Here is a 20,264-nt window from a genome sequence, read left to right as displayed (position 1 = left end):
GCACAACTCATGTGTTTGGTGCCATTTTGGTGCCGCAGAGCTTTATTTTGTATTAGAGAGTAAAGCATCAATTTGATTAGCTGCGTCCTCTTGCATGTTTGGAAGTATATGCGAATATATATCCAGAGTTGTTTTGATATTACTATGACCAAGCCGCTCTGAAATTACTTTGGCATGTACACCTTGCGCAAGAAGCATCGTAGCATGAGTATGTCTTAAATCATGAAAACGAATGACAGGTATATCCGCTTCTTTTATTAGCCTTTGGTACGTTCTTTTTAAGTTGCTAGGAATCACCGGGGTTCCTTTAGATGTACAAATCACAAGATCGTAATCGGTATACCCAGGACCATAGGATAGCTTTTCTTTGGCTATTAGCCGCTTTTGCTTTTTTAGCATTACTATGCTTTCGTTAGCAAGCTGTATACTCCTCACTCCAGCATCTGTTTTGGCTCCATTTAAAAAGTGCTTCCCATCTCTACTTAAGGTTTGACGTACATAAAGTATACCTTTTTCAAGATCAATATCTTTCCACCGAAGTCCAAGGATTTCCCCCCGCCGCATTCCTGTTGTAATTGCTAGATGAAAGGCAGGATATAACCTGTTTTCAGTGGCAACTTTCAAGAATGCTTTTATTGTAGTGACGTCCCAAAGATATTTGACTCGGCACATATGATTTTTGAAATTGTTGCTACGGAGTTAGATAGTGCAGATGACCTGTCTGTTTGGTTTGAAATTAGTGAAATGATTGATAGGCTTGATTTTGATGATAAATCTTTTGTGTTGAATGAAGACAATGCAATGTAATATCAAGGATAAAGAATGAGGCTCAAATCTTACAGAGATTAAATCTTTGATATTCCTTATTGTGCTAACGGGGCAGGTTAGTTGAATAAGGATTACATATTAATAATCGAAATTGTAAGAAACGCTAGATGGTTCCGCGTTTCTTACAATTTGAGACAGCGGACTGTTCCTTTATCTCAAAACGAGAACATTAACTAAAAGTGCAGGTTGGCAACTAAAACTGATAGGCGTTTAGGCAGCAAAACTCCTCATGAAGTCCTTCTGCTATGTCTACAAATCCATCCTAATTAACCGGATGCCACTTCGTGAATGGATTTCGGGCTCAAATTATCCGAAAAATATGAAGGGAATGCAACTACAAACTCTGTACCTAAGCCTATTCGACTGTTAATATGAAAGTTGCCTTTTAAGGCACGTATAATACTCAAAGATACCATTAATCCTAGACCCGTCCCTTTGTTCCCTTTTGTAGAATAGTATGGCTCACCCAGGCGTTGCACTTGTTCTACTGACATTCCTATTCCTGAATCGGATATTCTAATTCGAATCTCATCCTTTGTGTTACTCGAATGTACGGTAAGTTTGCCCCCATTAGGCATTGCCTCAATACTATTTTTTATGATATTTAGTAAGCATTGACGAAAGAGGCCGCGATCCCCAATGATAAAACATTCAGTATTTATTACTGTTACTACCTCTACTGAATTCATATTGGCAAGAGGATGCAATGATTTAATCACTTTTTTAAGCTCTTCATTTACACAAAAAGGATTTACTTCGTTTAATGAGGGCTGCGCGAAGGTAAAGTAATCCTTTATTACACGCTCAGCTTCGTGCAACTCATTAATAGCCGTTTCAATGTACCCCTTCGTTTTTCCCTGAATACTAATGTCTTCTGTAGCAAGTTGAAGAAATCCTAGTGCTGCCGTTAGAGGGTTGCGGACTTCATGAGAAATAGCAGCGCTCATATGGTTCGCAAGCTCTATTTTTTGTGACTTCATCATTTGATTTCTAAAAAACTCATTTTCAATCATTTCCTCGGTAAGATAAGACATTATTCCTATTCCAATACATTGAATGAAGGTAGTTACTAAGGCGATTTCAAGTTCAGAAATAGTTATATCACTAATTAATAAAACACCAAAGGTCAGCGCGCTTATTGCAGCAACAATGAAAACAGAAACTTGAATGCGTTTTCGGGATTTTAGTTTTAGAAACCATGGGTGAGCGAGCAATAAAGCCAGTGCTAAAAGAAGATATATTGGTGTTATCGCCAATAATTGACTATTAAAGCCAAATAACAACCCTCTGAGGATTAAAGATAATATAGCCAACAATGGTCCTAATCCATAATAAAGCCCACCAATAATAATAGGAATTTGCCTGAGATCCAACATTACCCCGTCAATAGGAATCGAAAACCAAAGGCATACGATAAGTGATAGAAACAGTCCGAGAAAACAAAAAACAGGTGGAAATGGTTCAGGATAGTATCGTTCAGCGGCAAGCTTGAAGATAAACATAAATAGCAAGATAAGTGAAAGATTAAAAAGCAGGTGTTTCAGCAATTCCAGCATAACAATCCACCGTCCGACAGTTCTTTTTATTGATAGTTTAAAACTAAATGCGATATGTTCACAACCATTTTCGGAAAAATGCAAAAAAAAAAACAGTTCATAAATACGTTAAGAATCAATAAATAACTGTTTTTTAAACTAAATGACAGTACAGCTAAAGAGGGTTCATTTGTTTATGATTTTAGCACTGGCTTTATTTGAAAAAAACTTAATACCAATAGTATCAATTCAACCTGTTATGATTACTGAAGCAATTATTCTCAAACTGACAGGTGCTCGAGATTCAGGTGCCATTTCTTATTCCACTAACGGGGCAGTTTAGTTGAAGAAGAGAATTGGTGTGTTTATGTTGCATAAGACAGATAAAGTGGAAGAAAAGAAGCTACACCACAAGCAAAATTGTTCATAAAAAAGACTGCTATTTTATAGCAGTCAAAACTAATGCATTTCTCAGCAAGAGAATGTCTTGGTAAATGTTGTCTCGGACTAGGACATCGCTACAATTGTTAAAATCAATTAGTAATCGTCCAAGTTCTAGAGAAAGTAGGAAGCGATCAGCTTTGGCACTTACCATAGCGTACTCTCCTTTACATAGGAAAAATATTCCTATGTGTATCAAGATTAACACTGTTGAATTTTTATAGCAATGTAAATTCAGACTTTCTAAACTGAGCAGTTCGAGCCTGTTTCTTAATACGGATCTATTTTTGTGGCCAGCTTTTCCTTCTTCAATTAAAGGGGCAGTTTAGTTTAATTAGGTTATGACACATATGAACCTAGGGAATGACTATAAAGAGGTGATTTTCTTGAAATTTAATCAAATGACAGAAGAAGAAAAAACAAAGTTATTAATGTCAATTTACTTTTTGTTTAAAGGTTTGCATCAATTAGGAAGAATGCAGGACAAATATAGTGAGAAGGAAACTGATGTTGAAATAAAAGAAGCTATGATAATGAGACAAAACCTTTCAGCTGCTATTGCCAGAATAAATGATTATTACCTTTATTCAGAGGATGAAAAAGAAAATGAGCAAATTCAGGCACTAGAGGATGAAGTCTTTGAATGGATTGAAGATACAGGGTTTACTGAAGAGGTTAAAAAGTATTTTGGTAAGAACAGCCTTATGTTCAGCTAACGAGTGCATTAGTCCGTGAAGGATTAATGCATTTTTTGTTGAATTTGCTTATTAAACAAACGTGGCAGATTAGCTCCATAATAAACAAGTGATTTATCCATTAATCATATATGGTAATATACAAAATAAACCAATAGAAAAATTAGGGGGATGAGTATGTTCTTACATAAGATTGATGAGGAGTTATCATTGAAACTGTTAGAATTAAAGGATTCAGAAAGAGTTTTCGAAATAACAAATCAATCCAGAGAATATCTACGAGAATGGCTTCCTTGGCTGGATGATACAACAAAACTTGAAGATACAAAAGGGTTCATTAATATGTCTTTAAAAGGTTTTGCTGAAAACAAGAGTGTCAATACAGTTATTATGTATAAGGGACAAATTGTTGGTGTAGCAGGTTATAACCAAATAAATTGGTCAAATAAAACTGCATATATTGGTTATTGGCTCGAAGAAGAATATCAAGGAAATGGAATTATGACAAGAGTAGCCAGGGCATTGACTGATTATGCATTTAATGAATTGAAACTAGATAAAGTTGAAATTAAGGTTGCTGTGGAGAATAAGAAAAGTAGAGGAATTCCTGAAAGATTGGGTTTTGTTAATGAAGGTTGTATTAGACAAGCAGAATGGGTGTATGACCATTATGTTGACCATATTGTTTACGGTATGTTAGCTGAGGATTGGAATAAGTAGTAATTCATACCTTAATGAACTAACGGGTGCTTGAGTATAAGATCCTAGCTGCTTTTGAAGCAGCTTTTCTTGTTCCACTATAGGAGCAGTTTAGTGGAAGAAGTAAAAACCCATAATGCGTATTTGACACATTTTGCGACATAGTCGGCAAATAAAAAAACCACTAATTAATTAGTGGATTCTTCTAATGTGCCATTTAATACATTGTGAATAGCTGTTGCTGCATCTTCAATATTATCGTAAATTTCAGTATTTTTATTTGCGATAAATGTTAGCTTATAGGTGTTCTTGTAGCAATCAACTGTGACTAGTGGTCTTTTATTTTTTGAGAACGTATGAGTAATTTCTACTTCGCTGTAGAAACTGAGATCTTTTAACATCTTTTCAAGGTAAACTTTAGACATTTAGTTTCGTCTCCTTCCATATACGGAGGGAGAGGACTAAGGAAAGTCGAGTATAACCCAAAGTATTATATTTTGTGTTCACATACTAGTGTAACATATAAAGCCTTAGTAGGATATGGAATCATTTATATGAGTAATTCGCTTATCAATTTAGTAAAAGAGCAATTCCAGCTCATTTGATGCACATTTCGAACATATTGTGAAGAAATGTACTTAAGCTAGCGGGGGCGTTAGTTAAATAAAAAGGCTGCTACAGCAGCATTTTTTCTTGTTCCACTAACGGGGCAGGTTAGCTGTACAAGTTATAAATTTAATGGTTTAAAGTTATAGAGCATTTCTTTGAATGAGGAATGCTTTTTATTTTTGCTTAAAACAAAAATATACAATAAAAATATTATTATAATTAATAAAAATTTATTGTAAAACGATAAAATAAATATTAAAATCAAATTCAGAATAAATAAGTGAGGTGCTTTTTATGGAAAAAATAACAACGTTGTTTTTAAAAATAGCTGTTATTCTTTTAGGAGTTCCAGTTCTTGCTCTGTGCATCTTTTTGGTACCTGAGATGGCGAACCTTGCAGCAAAATTGCTTTCAGAGTTTGCTTTTATAAAATATCTCGTTTTCATCGCTTTTGATGCATCGGCGATACCTTTTTACTTTGCTTTGTATCAGGCTTTCAAACTCTTACGCTATATTGACAAAAATAAAGCTTTCTCCGATTTATCTGTAAAAGCTTTAAAGAAAATCAAATACTGTGCCATCACAATCAGTATTTTGCATGTGCTAGTTTGGCCGCTCTTCTATATCTTTGCGGAAGTAGACGACGCACCAGGAGTTATCTTTGTCGGATTGGTTGTTCCTTTTGCTTCGATGGTTATCGCAGTCTTTGCGGCTGTTCTCCAAAAACTTTTACAAGAAGCAATTAATATCAAATCAGAAAATGATTTAACGGTCTGAGGTGAATAACAATGGCAATTATAATCAATATTGATGTGATGTTAGCAAAAAGGAAAATGAGCGTAACAGAACTTTCGGAGAAGGTTGGAATAACAATGGCGAACCTTTCTATATTGAAAAATGGAAAGGCAAAAGCGATTCGATTATCCACTTTAGAGGCAATTTGTAAGTCTTTAGAATGTCAGCCTGGAGATATTTTAGAATACAAAAGTGACGAAGACAGTTAAACATTGTGGAGGAAACTTAGTATAACAATTATTAGGGGAGGTATAACTATGGACATTAACAATTTGATTATTGAAAATATTGCTAACCCTCATGAGCTGGAGAGAATGTATAGAAAAGACCCGAAAGCTTTTAAAAAGTCATTCTCACAAGCATGGGAACAAAATCCCGATTCTCAGGTTCTTGGTGTTTGGTATGAAAGATTGCATTTCAAGGAGACGGCAAATACAGAAAAATCTTCCTTGCTTCAAAAAGGTTTCTTATTCATGGGCATTTTATCCATTCTGGCCGGGATAAGCACCAGGATCATTTTCCATTTTGTCGAACAGGAAGCAATTGCTCCAATTAACCTGGCTTTTGGTATAATTCCCTTTATTGCTGCCTATTTTGTTTACAATAATACTCCGAAAAAAAGTGTTATTTATTCCCTTGCAGCGTTGTTCCTAATTTCCGGGTTTTATCTTAACATGCTGCCATTAAATTATAAAGACAGTATTATCCTTGCTTATTTGCACCTTCCCATATTCTTATGGGTATTGGTAGGACTTGCATTTACAGGAAATGAATATTCAAAAGGCAGTACAAGATTAGCCTTTATTAAATTTAATTTGGAATATTGTATTCTCTACGCCAGCATGGCAGTTAGCGGAATGGTACTAGCAGCATTAACCATGCAGTTATTTAGCTTTGTTGGCTTGGATATAGAAGACTTCTATTTTAGTAATGTCGTTTTATTTGGTGCTGCCGCTCTCGCGATTGTGGCTGCATACATGGTATCAATGAATCTTAAACTTGCAGTGAATATTACACCATATATAGCTAAAATTTTTAGTCCTCTTGTCCTGGTCACATTGTTGGTCTATCTTATAACGGTTATATGGGTCGGAAAAAATCCATTCTTGGACCGCAATTTCCTGATAGCCTTCAACGGAATACTCCTTGGTGTATTGGCCGTTACCATATTTTCCATTATCGAGAGCGACTCAGACGAGAAAAAGAACATTTCAGATTATATAAATTTTGCCTTAATTGTTCTTGCGCTTATCATTGACAGTGTGGCTTTGTCAGCCATCGTGTTCAGACTTTCTTCTTATGGGATTACGCCTAATAGACTTGCTGTTTTAGGAGTAAACATACTTATCTGGGCAAATCTAATTTGGATTATGCTCTCCTATATGCGTTTTCTACAAAACAAATCCGGACCTTCAACTATCCAAGATGCCATTACTAAGTATTTGCCGGTCTACGGACTTTGGGCAGCTTTCGTTACATTTACTTTTCCTATAATTTTTAATTAGAAAGCCTCTGTTAATGTAACGAAAAGCTAATCTTCTAACGTATAAAATCCTTAGAGCCGATATTATGCAGCTTTTTAGACAGAGTTGCATAGTTTTGGCTTATTTTCATTACTAAAGTTAAAAAGAGGGTATTCAAACTAGAAAACATAATATATTGTTGCAACTGGATTTTTTAAGATATCCAGTTTCATTTGCCCAACGAAAAGGGACTTCATGAAACGTATTTGATAAAGCTAAACTTGCAGGTTTTAAGTTTGAGTTTGATTTAGATTAAATGTGAAAAGATGTACTTACACTAAAGGGTGCTTTAACACAATAAGGAATAAAACAAAAGAGCCTAAATTATGCAAGTTATTATGCACTACTTGTATGTTTAGGCTTTTTTTACATTCATAAAACATACTACCAAAAGCAGCATTTTTTAATTGCCAACAATGACTCAACACGCTTTGCTCGTAAACGATGTGGCAAGTGTAGCTGCTCTACATTGATTCGATTTACAAGATGCTGCATTCAAATGATAGTCACCTCATTTTTTTCTGAAACTGTCCGTATTTGAACACGTCTTCGAATATTTTCACCTCCGCCTATCGGCATTGACAGGAGGAGGTTGGTTTTATAAGGATATAGGGCATTTACTGGCAACCAACTGACAAGAGTTTCAATACCGGAAGGTGTAACAAGCTTAGGGGAAGCTGCATTTGCTTACAATAAACTTACAGGAGTATCCTTGCCAGATAGTTTGACAAGTATCGGGCATTCTATGTTTTCGCATAATCTATTAACAAGCGTAACGATCCCAAATAGCATTGCAAGTATTGGAGATTCTGCATTTTCAAATAATGAATTGCAAAGTGTGACAATTCCCAATAGTGTAACAGGCATTGGCCCTTATGCATTTTCTAATAATCAACTAACAAATGTTTCGATTTCGAATAGTATTAATGGATTAGCAGATCATGTGTTTTCTAGTAATAAGCTTATAAATGTAACAGTACCAGATAGGGTGGATAAAATTGGTGATTCAGCCTTTTCTGGCAATCAACTTACAACTGTAATAATTCCAAATAACGTGAGAGATATAGGGAATTTAGCATTTTCAGATAATCAACTGACGAGTATTATACTCCCGGATACAGTGAGGAATATAGGAGAATCGGCGTTCTCCAACAATCAATTAAATAGAGTTCGCATTCCGTCCTTTGTTTCAAGTATCAAATCTAATACTTTTTCAAATAATCAGCTAACAAGTCTAACCATACCGGACTATATAACAAGTATTGGAGAATCAGCATTTTCTAATAACATGTTAACGAGTGTAACCATATCGAATGGTGTAAAAAGTATAGAGGATTTTGCTTTTTACAAAAATCAATTGTCCAGTGTCGCGATTCCATACAGTGTTACTAGCATTGGAAAATCAGCGTTTTCAAATTACAAGTTAACGAAGGCTGTTATAGCTGATAGTGTCGCTGATCTTGGAAAATCAGCATTTGCTAATAATTTATTAACCAGTATTTCGATTCCAACTGGTGTTACGGATTTGGGTACAAGTGTGTTTGAAAATAATAAATTGACCAATGCAGTCTTCCGTGAAAATCTGGTAGATATTGGTAAATCTACTTTTTTGGGGAATAAAATAAAGGGTTTATATTTTCCTAAAAGTTTACCGTCGATAGGAGAATCAGCTCGAAAGCTTGACTCTTCCCTTTAGTTTAGGAAGTATCGGGGCGTATGCGTTTTCCAACAATCAACTTACCAGTTTGACGATTGGAGAACGAGTTTCGAGTATTGGTGCTTCTGCGTTTGCCGGTAATCAATTATCGGTTGTTAAAATTCCATACAACGTAACGAAAATAGGGAAGAATGCATTTTCGAACATGAAAAAATCAGGCTATCAATTTGAAAATTGGTATGAAGATGAAAATTTTGACACTGTATGGGATCATCTAACCGGAGATGTGACCATATATGCTAAATGGATGGATGTGACTCCGCCGCCGCTTTTTATTAACCAGGTAAGCGATAAATCTACGACAATTTCAGGAACCACAGAAAAAAATGCGAAAGTTACATTATATTTAAATGAAAAAAAACAGAAAGAAATAATAGCTGATTCGAAAGGTAATTTTACTTTTACAATAAATAAGCAAAAAGCAGGTGTGAAAGTAAAGGTAATCGCTAAGGATGATGCTGGGAACACAACTGAAAAAATAACAACCGTACTAGACAAAACTGCCCCAATAATTTCAGTTAATCAGATAAGTGATCAGAGTATCTCAGTAACTGGAACTGCACAAGTAATGTCCACCGTTAAATTATATTTTGGAGACAAATGGCAGAAAATAACAACTACCAATGAAAAAGGTGCCTATACTTTTAAAATTAGCAAACAAAAAGCAGGCGTGAAAGTAAAGGTAACGGCTACTGATAAAGCTGGAAATACGAGTACGAAATTGACAACTGTGCTTGATAGAACAGCACAAGAGCAACCGACTGTCTACACAGTAAGAACAACTTCAAAGATTGTTTCAGGTAAAACAGAAAAGAATGCCACAGCTGGATAGTATTCTTGTTAAAAAGAAATACCGGAAGCTAAACGTTAGTGGGATGTAGGATGTTTTTGCAAATAACTCACCAAGCACCTCATATGTTGCCACATACACTCCACACATGTAGAGTGAGTAGCAGAACTAAATAATAAAAAACGACCCTACCATCATCTCAATTAGGATTCATTGATAAAGATTGCACAGAAATTGCACAGAATTTCTAGAAACAATGGAATTAAGAGAATCTGTTTGCATAAATAAACATTACGGTCTTGAATGATTGGACTTAATGGAATCTATTTATGCAAAAGTACTGTATAAAAGATAGTTTAGAAAATTGACAGGGTGGGGGTCGGGGGTTCGAGCCCCTCACAGGTCACTAACCAAAGCCTCTAAAACGTTGAAATGGCAACGTTTTGGGGCTTTTTCATTTTGCTTTTCATTCGTCAGACCTGGAAAGTTAGTTTGAAATGCTTTACCTGATACTTTGTAATCATGTCTCGTAATAATAGAAAAAAGAGAAGACATGTCTTCTCTTTTTTCTATTTCTATTTGATCAATTATTTATATTTAATCGTCATCACGCTGTCTTGCTCTTGCTTCTCCGCCTTTACGTCCTGCTTCTTCCCTGCTCATTTTCCCATCACTGTCATCGTCCCGTTGCTCCGCTCGTGCATTGCCACCTTTTTCGCCGATTTCCTGATAAAATTCTTTGTCGTGGTTTTCGGCTGTAGCTTCTCCGCCTTTACGGCCGATTTCCTGGTAAAATTCCTTGCCATGAGTTTCGGCTGTAGCCTCTCCGCCTTTACGTCCCGCTTCTTCTACCGTCATTTTTCCATTCTTTTCTCTATCATTGTTAGCCATAAAAAATTCCTCCTTAAAGTTTTTTTATGTCTTTCTGGTTGTTGATTTCCCTTTCTATTGCATTTAAAACATGTTTTTTTCAATGATATTCCATTTTTAAATTAAAAGGGAAGAAACAGTAGAGACCTCAAATTTACATTTTATTATCAATTAGTATAGGCTCCTCCTGCGCCAAATACCGTGATAGCCACGCATGCTATCCCCACTAATAACAAAGATATTTCCTGTACAGAAGAACACTTTTTACCCCTAATTAAGTTTGAGAAAACAGTGCCCACAAAACAAAAGTTAGAAAGTGTTGGTTATCCTTTTCCTGGAAAAGCGATATAAATTAGTTTTCCTCCAATTGTATGGGGTATTAAGTAGAGGGCAGGCTCAAATCACTATTCTACTTTCAGGAGGCGAAAAGAATGTTTTATCATGTAAAGGAACTGCAATTTGAAGCCAAACCGGATAGGCCGGACCCTCTCCTTGCAAAAAAAATGCAGGAACTTATTGGAGGACAGTATGGTGAAATGTCGGTTGCGATGCAATATCTTTTCCAGGGGTGGAGTACTAGAGGCAATGAGAAGTACCGTGACTTGTTACTTGATATAGGAACAGAAGAAATTGGACATATTGAAATGCTGGCAACCATGGTAGCCAGATTACTGGATAATACGCCCGTGGAAGCACAGGAAGAAGCCGCAAAAGACCCAATGATAGGTGCAATATTAGGCGGGATGAATCCACAGCATGCCATTGTATCAGGTCTGGGGGCCAGACCAGGCGACAGTGTAGGTAATCCATGGATGGGCAGTTACATCACTTCAAGTGGAAATCTTTTAGCAGATTTCCGTGCGAATCTGAATGCAGAATCACAGGGCCGCCTTCAAGCAGTCAGAATATACGAAATGACGGACGACCGGGGAGTGAAGGATTTGCTATCCGTGTTAATAGCCCGGGATTCTTATCATCAAAACCAGTGGGCAGCAGCCATTGCTGAGCTGGAAGAGAAAGAGGGGCTGCTTGTTCCAAGTACGTTCCCGAGGGAGAAGGAACGTCTAGATGTAGCCTTTACACTATACAATTTCTCTCAGGGGGAAGAAAGCAGTACAGGAAGATGGGCAAATGGTGTAAGCATAGATGGCCACAGCGAATTCAAATACGAAAACAGGCCTCAGCCCGAGGCACCTAAGCCGCAGTTGCGACCAGCGCCGCCAAGTACACATAATACGTTGCCAATGGATAAAAATTCATTACTCTAATGGAAAGCCCCGTTAGCCATCCCTTGATGGTCGAATGGGGCTTTTAATTTCTTATTATGTTATTAGTAATACATATAACAAAAATATGAGACATATGGATTAATTTATGAAATTGCAGGGTATTAGGTATCATTCTTACTGGCGTTTTTGATGGAGAATTTAGTGATACTCTGTGGATCAGCTTAGTGCTTACTGTTCTCGCTTATGTTCTTGGTGATTTGTTTATTTTCCGTAATATCGGTGATGATTCAGATTACACAAAAAGAAGTATAATTGCAACCGTATCCGATGCAATTTTAACCTTTGCAATCGTGTATTTTATGGGACAAGATAATTTTGCAGGTGATAACGACATAATGACTGCAGCACTTCTCTCTGCTATTGTTGTCGGCATAGGGGAATGGTTCTTTCATAAATATCTTGATAACAACGTATTTGACGAGAAACCAGACCATCATAGCGCAACATCATAAGTGAAGGTATCATAGCGAGTTCCTTTTTCATAGGTATGTAAGGGTAAACTCAAAAAAAGTGATTGTATCAAGGTCGTCGGTATCATCTTGCTTTGAGAGTACCGAAACGGAAAGTACTTTACTACACAAACTGAATTGGTAAAGATTAAATAAGAAGAACATATGAGGGACTGGGAAATTTCCAGTCCCTATTGTCATGAAGTTAATTGTTTTCAGTCTCTGTGGATTGTGTAATGCCTAACTACGATTTATTCATACCAAGGGTTGTAAATCGAAATTGTTTATTGATCAAAGTCCTGGACTTACACAGATCACTTATTCAATCCTTCTTTAGCGGAAATCCAGGTTTACGATTCGTGTCCAGAAAAAGAAGCTGGATGCGGCTTTCATAAACACGTTTTTCTTTTGCTAATCGCTCCCTTTCATCCCATAATTCCTTTTCGTCTTGAAAATGTTTAATGGCCAAGATTACGGTTGTCTCTTTGAACGTCGTTTGTAATACTTCCTCTCGAAGTTCAGGGTCTAAAATCTTTCCATCGGGAGTACGGGCTACACTGCCATCTTCCAAAAATCAGCGATATATATTGGCATAGCAACATTTAACAAAAAGGCAACGCGAATCACATCAAGCTCTCCTTTAAAGGCTTCAATTACCCGAACAATTCAAGCCGGATTATTCATTCCTTCTGATTTTGTTATGTCATCTTCTGAATCCTTAAGTGTTCATAATAGCTAAATGGATGATTAAGCTCTTCATCAGTAGGTAAAGTACCTTTTTTTAAGCTCCATAATTGTATTAGTTTATGGAAACAACTTCAAGTGAATCAAAAAAGCCTTCAATCGGGAAGGCTTTACCAACCATACTATTTTTTGCTTTCCCGGGAATGATATCAACAATTATTATTGGACAAGCTAATTTATTTATTTATTCAACAATTCCAAACATACATAGCAGTAATTGGAGCAAACTATTTAAAAAGCACTCGAAGAGGAATAGCTTGTTCCAATTGCCTTCTGACCTTATTTACAATCTTGTTCTATCTAACTTCCAAATGCCTTTCAAGTTTTCTGAATAACTGGTGATTACTTGAGATTCAAGGAACTATGCGGGCGGCTTTTTTTGCTATTGATCTAAACGGCAGTGTGAATTAATGAAACAATGCGAAAAATTAAGGAAACTTGATGGTGGAGACAATGAATCTTGAATCGTGGATAATTCTTTTTATTATAATCTTAGCAGGCAGAGGTTGCTTTTATTTCATTCAATTAGACTGGAAACGATTTGGTTTTCTCTATTTAATCAGTCTTTTTTCTGCAAATTTATTGTGTTATATGTTTACTTTGGTTGGTTTTTATACATTCCCTAATAATGTGTTACACGACAGTTTACTAATTCCATATGGATTAGTTTCAAGCGTGTTTCCTTTTATAGCATTGTTTGGAGTAAGGTATAGCCCTGAAAAATGGGTTTGGAAAATTCCTTTTTATTGGGCTATTGTGCATATAGGAGTTTTAGGTGAAGTTATATTAAAAAATACGACTATTTTTAAGTTTGAACCAGAATGGGATTTATGGGACAGTTACACATTATGGTGGATTAATTATATATTATTGGAACTCATAGGAGGTAAGATTGTCCCGAATCAATTAAGAAAACCCATCAAATCCGATTCATTTAGATATGGTGGATGGGCATGGATTGTATTCCATATTATTGTGATTACGACTATTTTCTTAGCTGGATTTTATGTAGGAATAACAGTGAATAAATAAAAAGTTGATGGCTGCGTTAGCTCATATAGACAATTTGAATTTCTCTTTATTAATCAAGAAAACCAGCCTCAATGAAGGGTTTAAAGTTCTACAAACCAATGGATCTTCGCTTGAATAATTTGCTCAACTTCTGTTCTACTCTGTTGCAGTTGATGCATCTTTATAACAACGGCTCTTTTCGCATTAATCAGAAAGAGCCGTTCTCCTTTTCCCATTTTCGAAAAAATTATTAGATGTACAACCCCTCTGCATGTAATAAAATAAAAATAATCAACCTCCAGGAACAGAGGAGGTCAACAGCTCATTTAAAAATACTTTTTGGAGATTATAGAAGAAATAAAGGAAAAAGCAACTATTTATTTACACTGTAAAATGAAGGAGTGCATCATGGGCAAATTGGAAGCTATTTACCCAATTGCAATTGAGGATACAAAACAAAAGATTTTTCAGGATATTGACCGCTACTTGGAATATCAGGATAATCTCCCCGCTTTTGATACATATATATCAGACAGGATATCGTATATCGAACAGATTTGGATCAATGTATGGTTGAATAAAGCCTCAAATGCAGTTCCAAGAAAAGAAAAAAAGGAATTCCTGGATGAAAAGGGATATGTTACCGAAGGGATAGATAAAAAGCTGATCAACAGCCTTTTCAGGAACGAATTAAGGAACTACCATCCTTTTGAGGTTCTTCCTTGGCTAAAGGGCTTTTTCTCTGCAAATAAGCATGATTGGGAAGACAGATATGTAAAAGCAAGGGACAGCTTTTTTAAAAGACAGAAAGAGCAACGACTGGCTGTTGAGCGTTGGAAAGTCAGGGACAGTCTTGAAGAGGCGGCCCACGGCTTTTTGGAAGGGAATACTCTTCCTTTATATTTACGTGTCCGCCATCATATTTCGAAGGTGCTGAAAAATGATCTTGAAACTAAGCTAAAGTTCCGAAAGACAGATCTCTATAGGCTCGAAGAACCGTTGGAGGAGCAGGGTTCATTTAAACCGACAGAATACGTGATGTTGGCGGATTTCTTTGAGGAACTGACAGGAGACATACACTCCCTGTTTGATTGGGGTAAAAACCATTATGAATATGAAACTTATTATCATCGATATGAAACACTTGTTTTAGAATTTATTTCTGATAGTGTTCCTGCAATATTCATGGAACTTTTGCCTGACAATCTTGTTCTAGATTATTCCAACGCTTATGGGGAAGAAATGAGTGCGGGACTGCTTAAAGAATTGATTCGGGATGAATTGGCTGATTTCTCGGAAGCCTGTTTTGAAGAGCTTCAAGAGGAATACCTTTCCGATCTGCTGAAATTATCGGAACTTCCTTTTGATGAAGGGGTGCATAAGGAAATCTTTGAAAAGGATGAAGCGGAGAGGGAACTGAGAAAAGCGGAAGCATTGGCTGAGCAAGAGAGAAGGAAGGCAGAAGAGGAAAGGATCATTGACGATATTTTTGGCAAAGCCTATACCTCTTCGCCAGGTAAAGGAATCAAATATGTGTTCCATATTGGTGACACAAATACGGGAAAGACACATCACGCATTGCAAAAAATGAAAAATGCTGAAAGTGGCATTTATCTTGCCCCGCTCAGGCTACTCGCCCTTGAAGTTTATGAAAAGCTGAATAGGGAAGGGGTTTCTTGCTCTTTAAAGACAGGTGAAGAAGAAAAAAATGTTGAGGGTGCTGCGCATATTGCCTGTACGATCGAAATGTTCCATGAAAAAGACTATTATGAGGTGATCATCATTGATGAAGCCCAAATGATAGCCGATAAGGACCGTGGTTTCTCCTGGTATCGGGCGATCACGAAGGCGAATGCAAAGGAAGTGCATATTATCGGCAGCCGCAATATCAGAATGATGCTTTTTAACCTGGTAGGGGAGGCCGATATTGAACTCCATGAATATAGCCGGGAAATCCCGCTGGAGGTGGAATCAAGAGAATTCAGCCTGAAGTACACAAAGCAAGGGGATGCCCTTGTATGCTTTTCACGGCGGCAGGTTCTTGAAACAGCCTCCAGGCTGCAACGGAACGGGCATACCGTCAGCATGATTTATGGAAGTATGCCGCCAGAGACCAGAAAAAGGCAAATCGAAATGTTCAATCGTGGCGAGACTACCGTAATAGTTGCGACAGATGCGATTGGAATGGGGTTGAACCTGCCGATCCGCCGTATCGTTTTTCTTGAGAATGAGAAATTTGACGGAACGCGAAGGAGGATATTGACATCCCAGGAAGTAAAGCAAATCGCCGGGCGTGCGGGCCGTAAAGGGATTTATGATATAGGGAAAGTTGCATTTTCTTCCAACATTAAAATGATGAACAGGCTGCTGGAACAGCCAGATGATCCTGTCCAGACTTTTGCCATTGCACCTACATCTGCCGTATTTGAACGCTTTCAGAGATATTACCGCAACCTGGGGACTTTCTTTGAACTGTGGGAGAAATTTGAGCCCCCAAAGGGGACGAAAAAAGCTTCCTTATCAGAGGAACGGGAGCTTTATGAACTGGTCCGTGATACAAAAATCGAAGCTCGTTTTTCTTTAATGGATTTATATGGGTTTCTCCATCTCCCGTTCTCTGCAAAAGAACCCGGGCTCATTCGCCAGTGGCTTGACACTGTAGAGGCTATTGCGGAGGGGAGCGAGCTTCCGGAACCAATCATTAAATCGGGGAATCTGGAGGAGCTGGAGCTTTCATATAAAGCCATAGGCCTTCATCTGTTATTTTTATACCGTTTGGGAAGAAGGACCGAGGCGGTTTATTGGGAAAGGGTCCGTGAAGAAATCAGTGATAATGTACATGATCATCTCAAAGATGAAGTGATCAACTATCAGAAAAAATGCAAGCGCTGTGGGAAAAAACTGCCGGATGATTCAAGGTTTCCAATTTGTGATGCTTGCTTTCATAGCCGGCAGAGTTCCCGGAGACGATGGAGATAAAAATCGCACCTGCAATGTAATCAGGCTGAATATTATTAGAATTTCAAAAAATAAAGATACCGCAACTAACCGCGGAATTTTAGCAATAATCTTATGAAGCTCTTTCTCTGTTCCCACCATAGTCGACATCTGTCACATAGAGGGTGGTTCCTTTTTTCTGGGGAACCGCCTCTGGTGATTAAGGAGCAAGATCTCCTTACAATCTATTGCTTAGTTATCTTCAGTGAATAAGGCTTCGGTGACCAATGATAATTCCGGTCATATATTTCAAAATAGTATTTACCTGGTGTCAAAGAATAGGTAAAGGTCTCTTTTCCGCTGCGTTTCGATCGATTGAACTGCTTTTCGCCGGTTGCTTTGCCGTTTTTATATTTATCAATCCATATCGTGCTATCAATATTTTCGACTGCTGACACATCTACTCTGACCTTCATCTTCTTCGTCACGGTCAATTTGTACCAGTCTGTATCTCCGGAGTAATCATGTTTATCGGTATATTTTTTATTCAATGACAGGGTTCTTGCCTTGGACCTTGAATTTCCCGAATCGTTTTTTAGACTTGGCAATGGCGTTTTGAAGGTGCCTATTGCATCCACCCGGCCAAATCCCGCTGTTGTATTCCAGCCGTTGTCGCTTTTGCTAAGCTTTTTTGCTCCTTTTTCCAGCAGATATTGGACTTCAAGCGGGTTTAAGTTTGCCGCCACCGATAAGATTACGGCCGCAAGTCCCGAAACAACCGGTGCTGCAAACGAGGTACCGGTCAATGGACCATATTCGCCGGAACGGAGGGTGGTTCCGATATTTTCACCTGGAGCTACCAAATCAAGCAACTCGCCATAACCGGAGAATTCACTGACTTTATCGCTAGTTCCAGTTGAACCTACACTGATGACAGTCGGATAGGCAGCCGGATACGTTAATTTCCCTTTATCATTTCCGGAAGCAGCTACTACGATAATTTTTTTTCTGAAAGCTTCATAGACAGCATCAAATTCCATTTCACTCGGTTGATAGGAACCATAACTCAGATTAATAATATTGGCACCTCTTCTTATCGCATAATAAATGCCGGCTACCGAATCTGCCAGACTAATATTTTGAGAGTCTGCTGCCCGGACGGGGATAATCTTAGTGAAAGGACTAATCCCGGCAACACCAATGCCATTATTCGTCTTTGCAGCTATTACGCCTGATACGGCCGTACCATGGCCTACGGTGTCCTCTGGGTCATTATCTTCGGCGTATGTATCATAGCCATTCAACAGCTGGCCGTTTAAATCCGGATGGCTCTTTGCCACTCCGGAATCGACTACGGCCACTTTAATTGATTTATTTTTAGGCTCCACGTCCCTCCAAACCGCCGGCATACCGATTTTTGTTAAATGCCACTGGTTTGGATAATAATAGTCATTCGGATGGGTATAGCCGAATCCATGCTGATCTTTTATATAGTTGGGCTCTGCATATTTTACAAGCGCTGAATTTTTCAGCTTGGCGATTATCGCATCATAATCAATTGCTTCGGGAACCCTTACAATGAATATGTTGTTATCACTCAATATTTGTGGTGTATGTTCCAGCTGAAGGCCAAAAAGTTTTGCCACAGACTCCACATTTTTGACGGCTTTGAGAAGAATTTGGCGATCTTTTACTGTTTTTAAACCAATTTTTGATAGCAGGCTTGGCGTCCCAGCTGCATTGATGCTGCTTGCTTTTCTTCTTTCAAGTTCATCTGCCTTTGAACTGTGTGGCATGGAAGAGAGCACAAGGGCAGAAACGGCAATCACCGCAGCAAACCTGGTTAATTTCTTCATACTTTCTCTCCTATCTTTTTTTGTTGTTCTGTCAATTCAGGAAAGAGTAAAAAAATATCCAACATTACTCAGCTTATACCTTTCTATTTTTTGTAAAAATATTCCTTGAAACTTTATTCTCAATTTGACGGGCTTATGACATAAACATGATTACCTAGTAAACTCTTCTTTTAATACATAGAAAGAGACGGAGCTAAGAAAAGCCTTGCAAAAAAAAATCAAATACAATTTTATGTATAGTTATTTAGCACTGTGATTTCTGAAAGCATGAAATTTTAATGAACCGTTTCTATTGGTCATCTCTACGAATAAATGCCCGTATTGCCATATTGAAATATGAATTAAACGTGATTCAAGCTTCACAAACAAAAAGGAAAAAGATAACAAAACTCCTGCTTTAATTTCTTATGAAAATAATCCCAAACGGAGTGCTATTATGAAAGGCCGGCGTTTCTTATTTGTGTATGAAGTTTTTGTTTTTGAGAGATTAATCAACGAGAAGCACTCATGGAGAAATTATACGGTCGTGGCGCTGGCAGAAAAAAACCAGGCCAACTTGACGAAGTTAGCCTGGCCTTTTCCGCTTTGGAACTAGCGGCTTAATTGGAAGATCAATGTGTATTTTCTTGTGAATTACCAATGATTCATTGATGGCTGCTGCAGTTTATTTATCCCTGTTTTGTATATGCAATTTTACCGATTTTTTGTTAGCTCTTTGAATTTCGGGAGACGGGGCACCCGGGCGGACCGGTGTCAATTCTTCCCCAGCTTCTGTCTGTAATCGTTCATGGCCGGGAGTACGGTTCCAGGATATTTTATGAGTTTCGTTCCTTTGCTGTCCTCCATTGGATTCCTGCCTATTTTCAGTTCTGGATGAAACCCCAGGTACAATTTTATGATAGAGGTATTCAACAACAGACACAGCGGCTGACGAAAGTGTAGAAGCAGCTATGATATCATCATCGTATCCTAACATTCTGCTCATTATCCAAACCACTGCGAAGGTGAGGCCGAAATCGGCGATTGTTGCCGCGATGTTATTCGTTTTTCTAAGAATGAATAAATCACCCAATAAATAACCTACTGCAGTTAAAATCAGGGTTATCAGGACAACATCGGTTAAACGATAATCGAAATTCAGCCAAAGAATGACTCCCAGAACAACTAAAAGTGAAATAAACTTGACCAGTATTGCCATAGTATGTTTTCTCATGTTTTTTCTGCTCCTTTCAGATATATTGTGTGGCACTGCGGTTTAAATATGCTTAGCATAAAATCACGATATGAAAAGGGAGCCCCCGTTACAAACATGGCAAATTGTTTTCAGTCAAGCCAATTTTTTTATAATCGATTCTGGTTTTCATCGTTTTTTCACTATTGGCAGGTAAAGTGTTCCTTAGTAAAAGTAAAAAGGTAATGGATTTGTGTTAACAGGAGTTTTATCCATCGGGATTCTGGGAGGATCAGGCATTTCTG

At 37.6% G+C, this 20,264-nt stretch carries 19 protein-coding genes and 1 pseudogene; 13 read left to right on the top strand and 7 right to left on the bottom strand.

What is annotated here, in order from left to right; translation table 11 throughout:
- Positions 1-42: 42 nt before the first annotated feature.
- Positions 43-624, bottom strand: a complete 582-nt coding sequence (locus D0466_RS00965) for a site-specific integrase (RefSeq protein WP_233522486.1) — start codon at positions 622-624, stop codon at positions 43-45.
- A 48-nt stretch (positions 625-672) separates the two neighbouring features.
- Between D0466_RS00965 and D0466_RS23245 the strand changes: the two genes are divergently transcribed.
- The gene (locus tag D0466_RS23245) at positions 673-807 is read left to right on the top strand and encodes a hypothetical protein (RefSeq protein WP_267897362.1); all 135 of its coding nucleotides are present in this window, start codon (positions 673-675) and stop codon (positions 805-807) included.
- 287 nt (positions 808-1,094) lie between these two features.
- On the opposite strand, the gene D0466_RS00960 is transcribed toward D0466_RS23245, so the two are convergent.
- Positions 1,095-2,384, bottom strand: a complete 1,290-nt coding sequence (locus D0466_RS00960) for a sensor histidine kinase (RefSeq protein WP_117320684.1) — start codon at positions 2,382-2,384, stop codon at positions 1,095-1,097.
- A 175-nt stretch (positions 2,385-2,559) separates the two neighbouring features.
- Between D0466_RS00960 and D0466_RS21840 the strand changes: the two genes are divergently transcribed.
- From D0466_RS21840 to D0466_RS00950, 3 genes are all read left to right on the top strand, one after another.
- Positions 2,560-2,706 carry a hypothetical protein gene (locus tag D0466_RS21840; RefSeq protein WP_158555770.1) on the top strand — a complete coding sequence of 49 codons (147 nt, stop codon included), beginning with the start codon at positions 2,560-2,562 and terminating at the stop codon, positions 2,704-2,706.
- A gap of 484 nt (positions 2,707-3,190) precedes the next feature.
- Positions 3,191-3,520: a hypothetical protein gene (locus D0466_RS00955; RefSeq protein ID WP_117320683.1), complete on the top strand. Its 330-nt coding sequence runs from the start codon at positions 3,191-3,193 to the stop codon at positions 3,518-3,520.
- A 156-nt stretch (positions 3,521-3,676) separates the two neighbouring features.
- The gene (locus D0466_RS00950; protein ID WP_117320682.1) at positions 3,677-4,219 is read left to right on the top strand and encodes a GNAT family N-acetyltransferase; all 543 of its coding nucleotides are present in this window, start codon (positions 3,677-3,679) and stop codon (positions 4,217-4,219) included.
- A gap of 167 nt (positions 4,220-4,386) precedes the next feature.
- Here D0466_RS00950 and D0466_RS00945 read toward each other — a convergent pair whose 3' ends face one another.
- The gene (locus tag D0466_RS00945) at positions 4,387-4,623 is read right to left on the bottom strand and encodes a hypothetical protein (RefSeq protein WP_117320681.1); all 237 of its coding nucleotides are present in this window, start codon (positions 4,621-4,623) and stop codon (positions 4,387-4,389) included.
- Between the two features lie 478 nt (positions 4,624-5,101).
- Here D0466_RS00945 and D0466_RS00940 point away from each other — a divergent pair, with 478 nt between their 5' ends.
- From D0466_RS00940 to D0466_RS00920, 5 genes and pseudogenes are all read left to right on the top strand, one after another.
- A complete protein-coding gene (locus tag D0466_RS00940; protein WP_117320680.1) occupies positions 5,102-5,584 on the top strand; it encodes a DUF2975 domain-containing protein in 483 nt (160 codons plus the stop codon).
- A gap of 11 nt (positions 5,585-5,595) precedes the next feature.
- Positions 5,596-5,811: a helix-turn-helix domain-containing protein gene (locus tag D0466_RS00935; RefSeq protein WP_117320679.1), complete on the top strand. Its 216-nt coding sequence runs from the start codon at positions 5,596-5,598 to the stop codon at positions 5,809-5,811.
- Positions 5,812-5,859: 48 nt separating this feature from the next.
- Positions 5,860-7,107 carry a DUF4153 domain-containing protein gene (locus D0466_RS00930; RefSeq protein WP_117320678.1) on the top strand — a complete coding sequence of 416 codons (1,248 nt, stop codon included), beginning with the start codon at positions 5,860-5,862 and terminating at the stop codon, positions 7,105-7,107.
- Between the two features lie 637 nt (positions 7,108-7,744).
- A pseudogene (locus D0466_RS00925) lies at positions 7,745-8,821 on the top strand (leucine-rich repeat domain-containing protein); the annotation flags it as partial.
- On the top strand, positions 8,805-9,674 hold the full coding sequence (locus tag D0466_RS00920) for an Ig-like domain-containing protein (protein WP_117320676.1): 870 nt from the start codon (positions 8,805-8,807) through the stop codon (positions 9,672-9,674). The pseudogene D0466_RS00925 and the gene D0466_RS00920, both read left to right, overlap by 17 nt.
- Positions 9,675-10,229: 555 nt before the next feature.
- Here D0466_RS00920 and D0466_RS00915 read toward each other — a convergent pair.
- The gene (locus tag D0466_RS00915; RefSeq protein ID WP_117320675.1) at positions 10,230-10,523 is read right to left on the bottom strand and encodes a KGG domain-containing protein; all 294 of its coding nucleotides are present in this window, start codon (positions 10,521-10,523) and stop codon (positions 10,230-10,232) included.
- Between the two features lie 410 nt (positions 10,524-10,933).
- Between D0466_RS00915 and D0466_RS00910 the strand changes: the two genes are divergently transcribed.
- Positions 10,934-11,770 (top strand): manganese catalase family protein, encoded by an 837-nt coding sequence (locus tag D0466_RS00910; RefSeq protein ID WP_117320674.1) that lies wholly within the window; start codon positions 10,934-10,936, stop codon positions 11,768-11,770.
- Positions 11,771-11,898: 128 nt separating this feature from the next.
- Positions 11,899-12,243, top strand: coding sequence for a DUF2512 family protein (locus D0466_RS00905; RefSeq protein ID WP_117320673.1), 345 nt, complete (start codon positions 11,899-11,901; stop codon positions 12,241-12,243).
- 319 nt (positions 12,244-12,562) lie between these two features.
- Here the strand turns inward: D0466_RS00905 and D0466_RS21835 are convergent, their stop codons facing one another.
- Positions 12,563-12,811 (bottom strand): hypothetical protein, encoded by a 249-nt coding sequence (locus tag D0466_RS21835; RefSeq protein ID WP_142919864.1) that lies wholly within the window; start codon positions 12,809-12,811, stop codon positions 12,563-12,565.
- 614 nt (positions 12,812-13,425) lie between these two features.
- Here D0466_RS21835 and D0466_RS00900 point away from each other — a divergent pair.
- The gene (locus D0466_RS00900; RefSeq protein WP_199484477.1) at positions 13,426-14,016 is read left to right on the top strand and encodes a CBO0543 family protein; all 591 of its coding nucleotides are present in this window, start codon (positions 13,426-13,428) and stop codon (positions 14,014-14,016) included.
- A 387-nt stretch (positions 14,017-14,403) separates the two neighbouring features.
- A complete protein-coding gene (locus tag D0466_RS00895; RefSeq protein WP_117320739.1) occupies positions 14,404-16,974 on the top strand; it encodes a DEAD/DEAH box helicase in 2,571 nt (856 codons plus the stop codon).
- Between the two features lie 203 nt (positions 16,975-17,177).
- Here D0466_RS00895 and D0466_RS00890 read toward each other — a convergent pair whose 3' ends face one another.
- The gene (locus tag D0466_RS00890) at positions 17,178-18,788 is read right to left on the bottom strand and encodes a S8 family peptidase (protein WP_117320671.1); all 1,611 of its coding nucleotides are present in this window, start codon (positions 18,786-18,788) and stop codon (positions 17,178-17,180) included.
- A 664-nt stretch (positions 18,789-19,452) separates the two neighbouring features.
- Entirely contained in the window at positions 19,453-20,001 is a 549-nt protein-coding gene (locus D0466_RS00885) for a YndM family protein (RefSeq protein WP_117320670.1), read from the bottom strand.
- Between the last annotated feature and the right edge of the window lie 263 nt (positions 20,002-20,264).

It is taken from the genome of Peribacillus glennii (assembly GCF_003429105.1).
GTDB lineage: Bacteria > Bacillota > Bacilli > Bacillales > DSM-1321 > Peribacillus > Peribacillus glennii.
This window is presented reverse-complemented; position numbering and strand designations above follow the sequence as displayed.

Coding starts and splice junctions, on each gene's coding strand:
- D0466_RS23245 (WP_267897362.1), top strand. CDS start 673: ATGATTTTTGAAATTGTTGCTACGGAGTTAGATAGTGCAGATGACCTG.
- D0466_RS00960 (WP_117320684.1), bottom strand. CDS start 2,384: ATGCTGGAATTGCTGAAACACCTGCTTTTTAATCTTTCACTTATCTTG.
- D0466_RS21840 (WP_158555770.1), top strand. CDS start 2,560: ATGATTTTAGCACTGGCTTTATTTGAAAAAAACTTAATACCAATAGTA.
- D0466_RS00950 (WP_117320682.1), top strand. CDS start 3,677: ATGTTCTTACATAAGATTGATGAGGAGTTATCATTGAAACTGTTAGAA.
- D0466_RS00945 (WP_117320681.1), bottom strand. CDS start 4,623: ATGTCTAAAGTTTACCTTGAAAAGATGTTAAAAGATCTCAGTTTCTAC.
- D0466_RS00940 (WP_117320680.1), top strand. CDS start 5,102: ATGGAAAAAATAACAACGTTGTTTTTAAAAATAGCTGTTATTCTTTTA.
- D0466_RS00935 (WP_117320679.1), top strand. CDS start 5,596: ATGGCAATTATAATCAATATTGATGTGATGTTAGCAAAAAGGAAAATG.
- D0466_RS00930 (WP_117320678.1), top strand. CDS start 5,860: ATGGACATTAACAATTTGATTATTGAAAATATTGCTAACCCTCATGAG.
- D0466_RS00915 (WP_117320675.1), bottom strand. CDS start 10,523: ATGGCTAACAATGATAGAGAAAAGAATGGAAAAATGACGGTAGAAGAA.
- D0466_RS00910 (WP_117320674.1), top strand. CDS start 10,934: ATGTTTTATCATGTAAAGGAACTGCAATTTGAAGCCAAACCGGATAGG.
- D0466_RS00900 (WP_199484477.1), top strand. CDS start 13,426: ATGGTGGAGACAATGAATCTTGAATCGTGGATAATTCTTTTTATTATA.
- D0466_RS00895 (WP_117320739.1), top strand. CDS start 14,404: ATGGGCAAATTGGAAGCTATTTACCCAATTGCAATTGAGGATACAAAA.
- D0466_RS00890 (WP_117320671.1), bottom strand. CDS start 18,788: ATGAAGAAATTAACCAGGTTTGCTGCGGTGATTGCCGTTTCTGCCCTT.
- D0466_RS00885 (WP_117320670.1), bottom strand. CDS start 20,001: ATGAGAAAACATACTATGGCAATACTGGTCAAGTTTATTTCACTTTTA.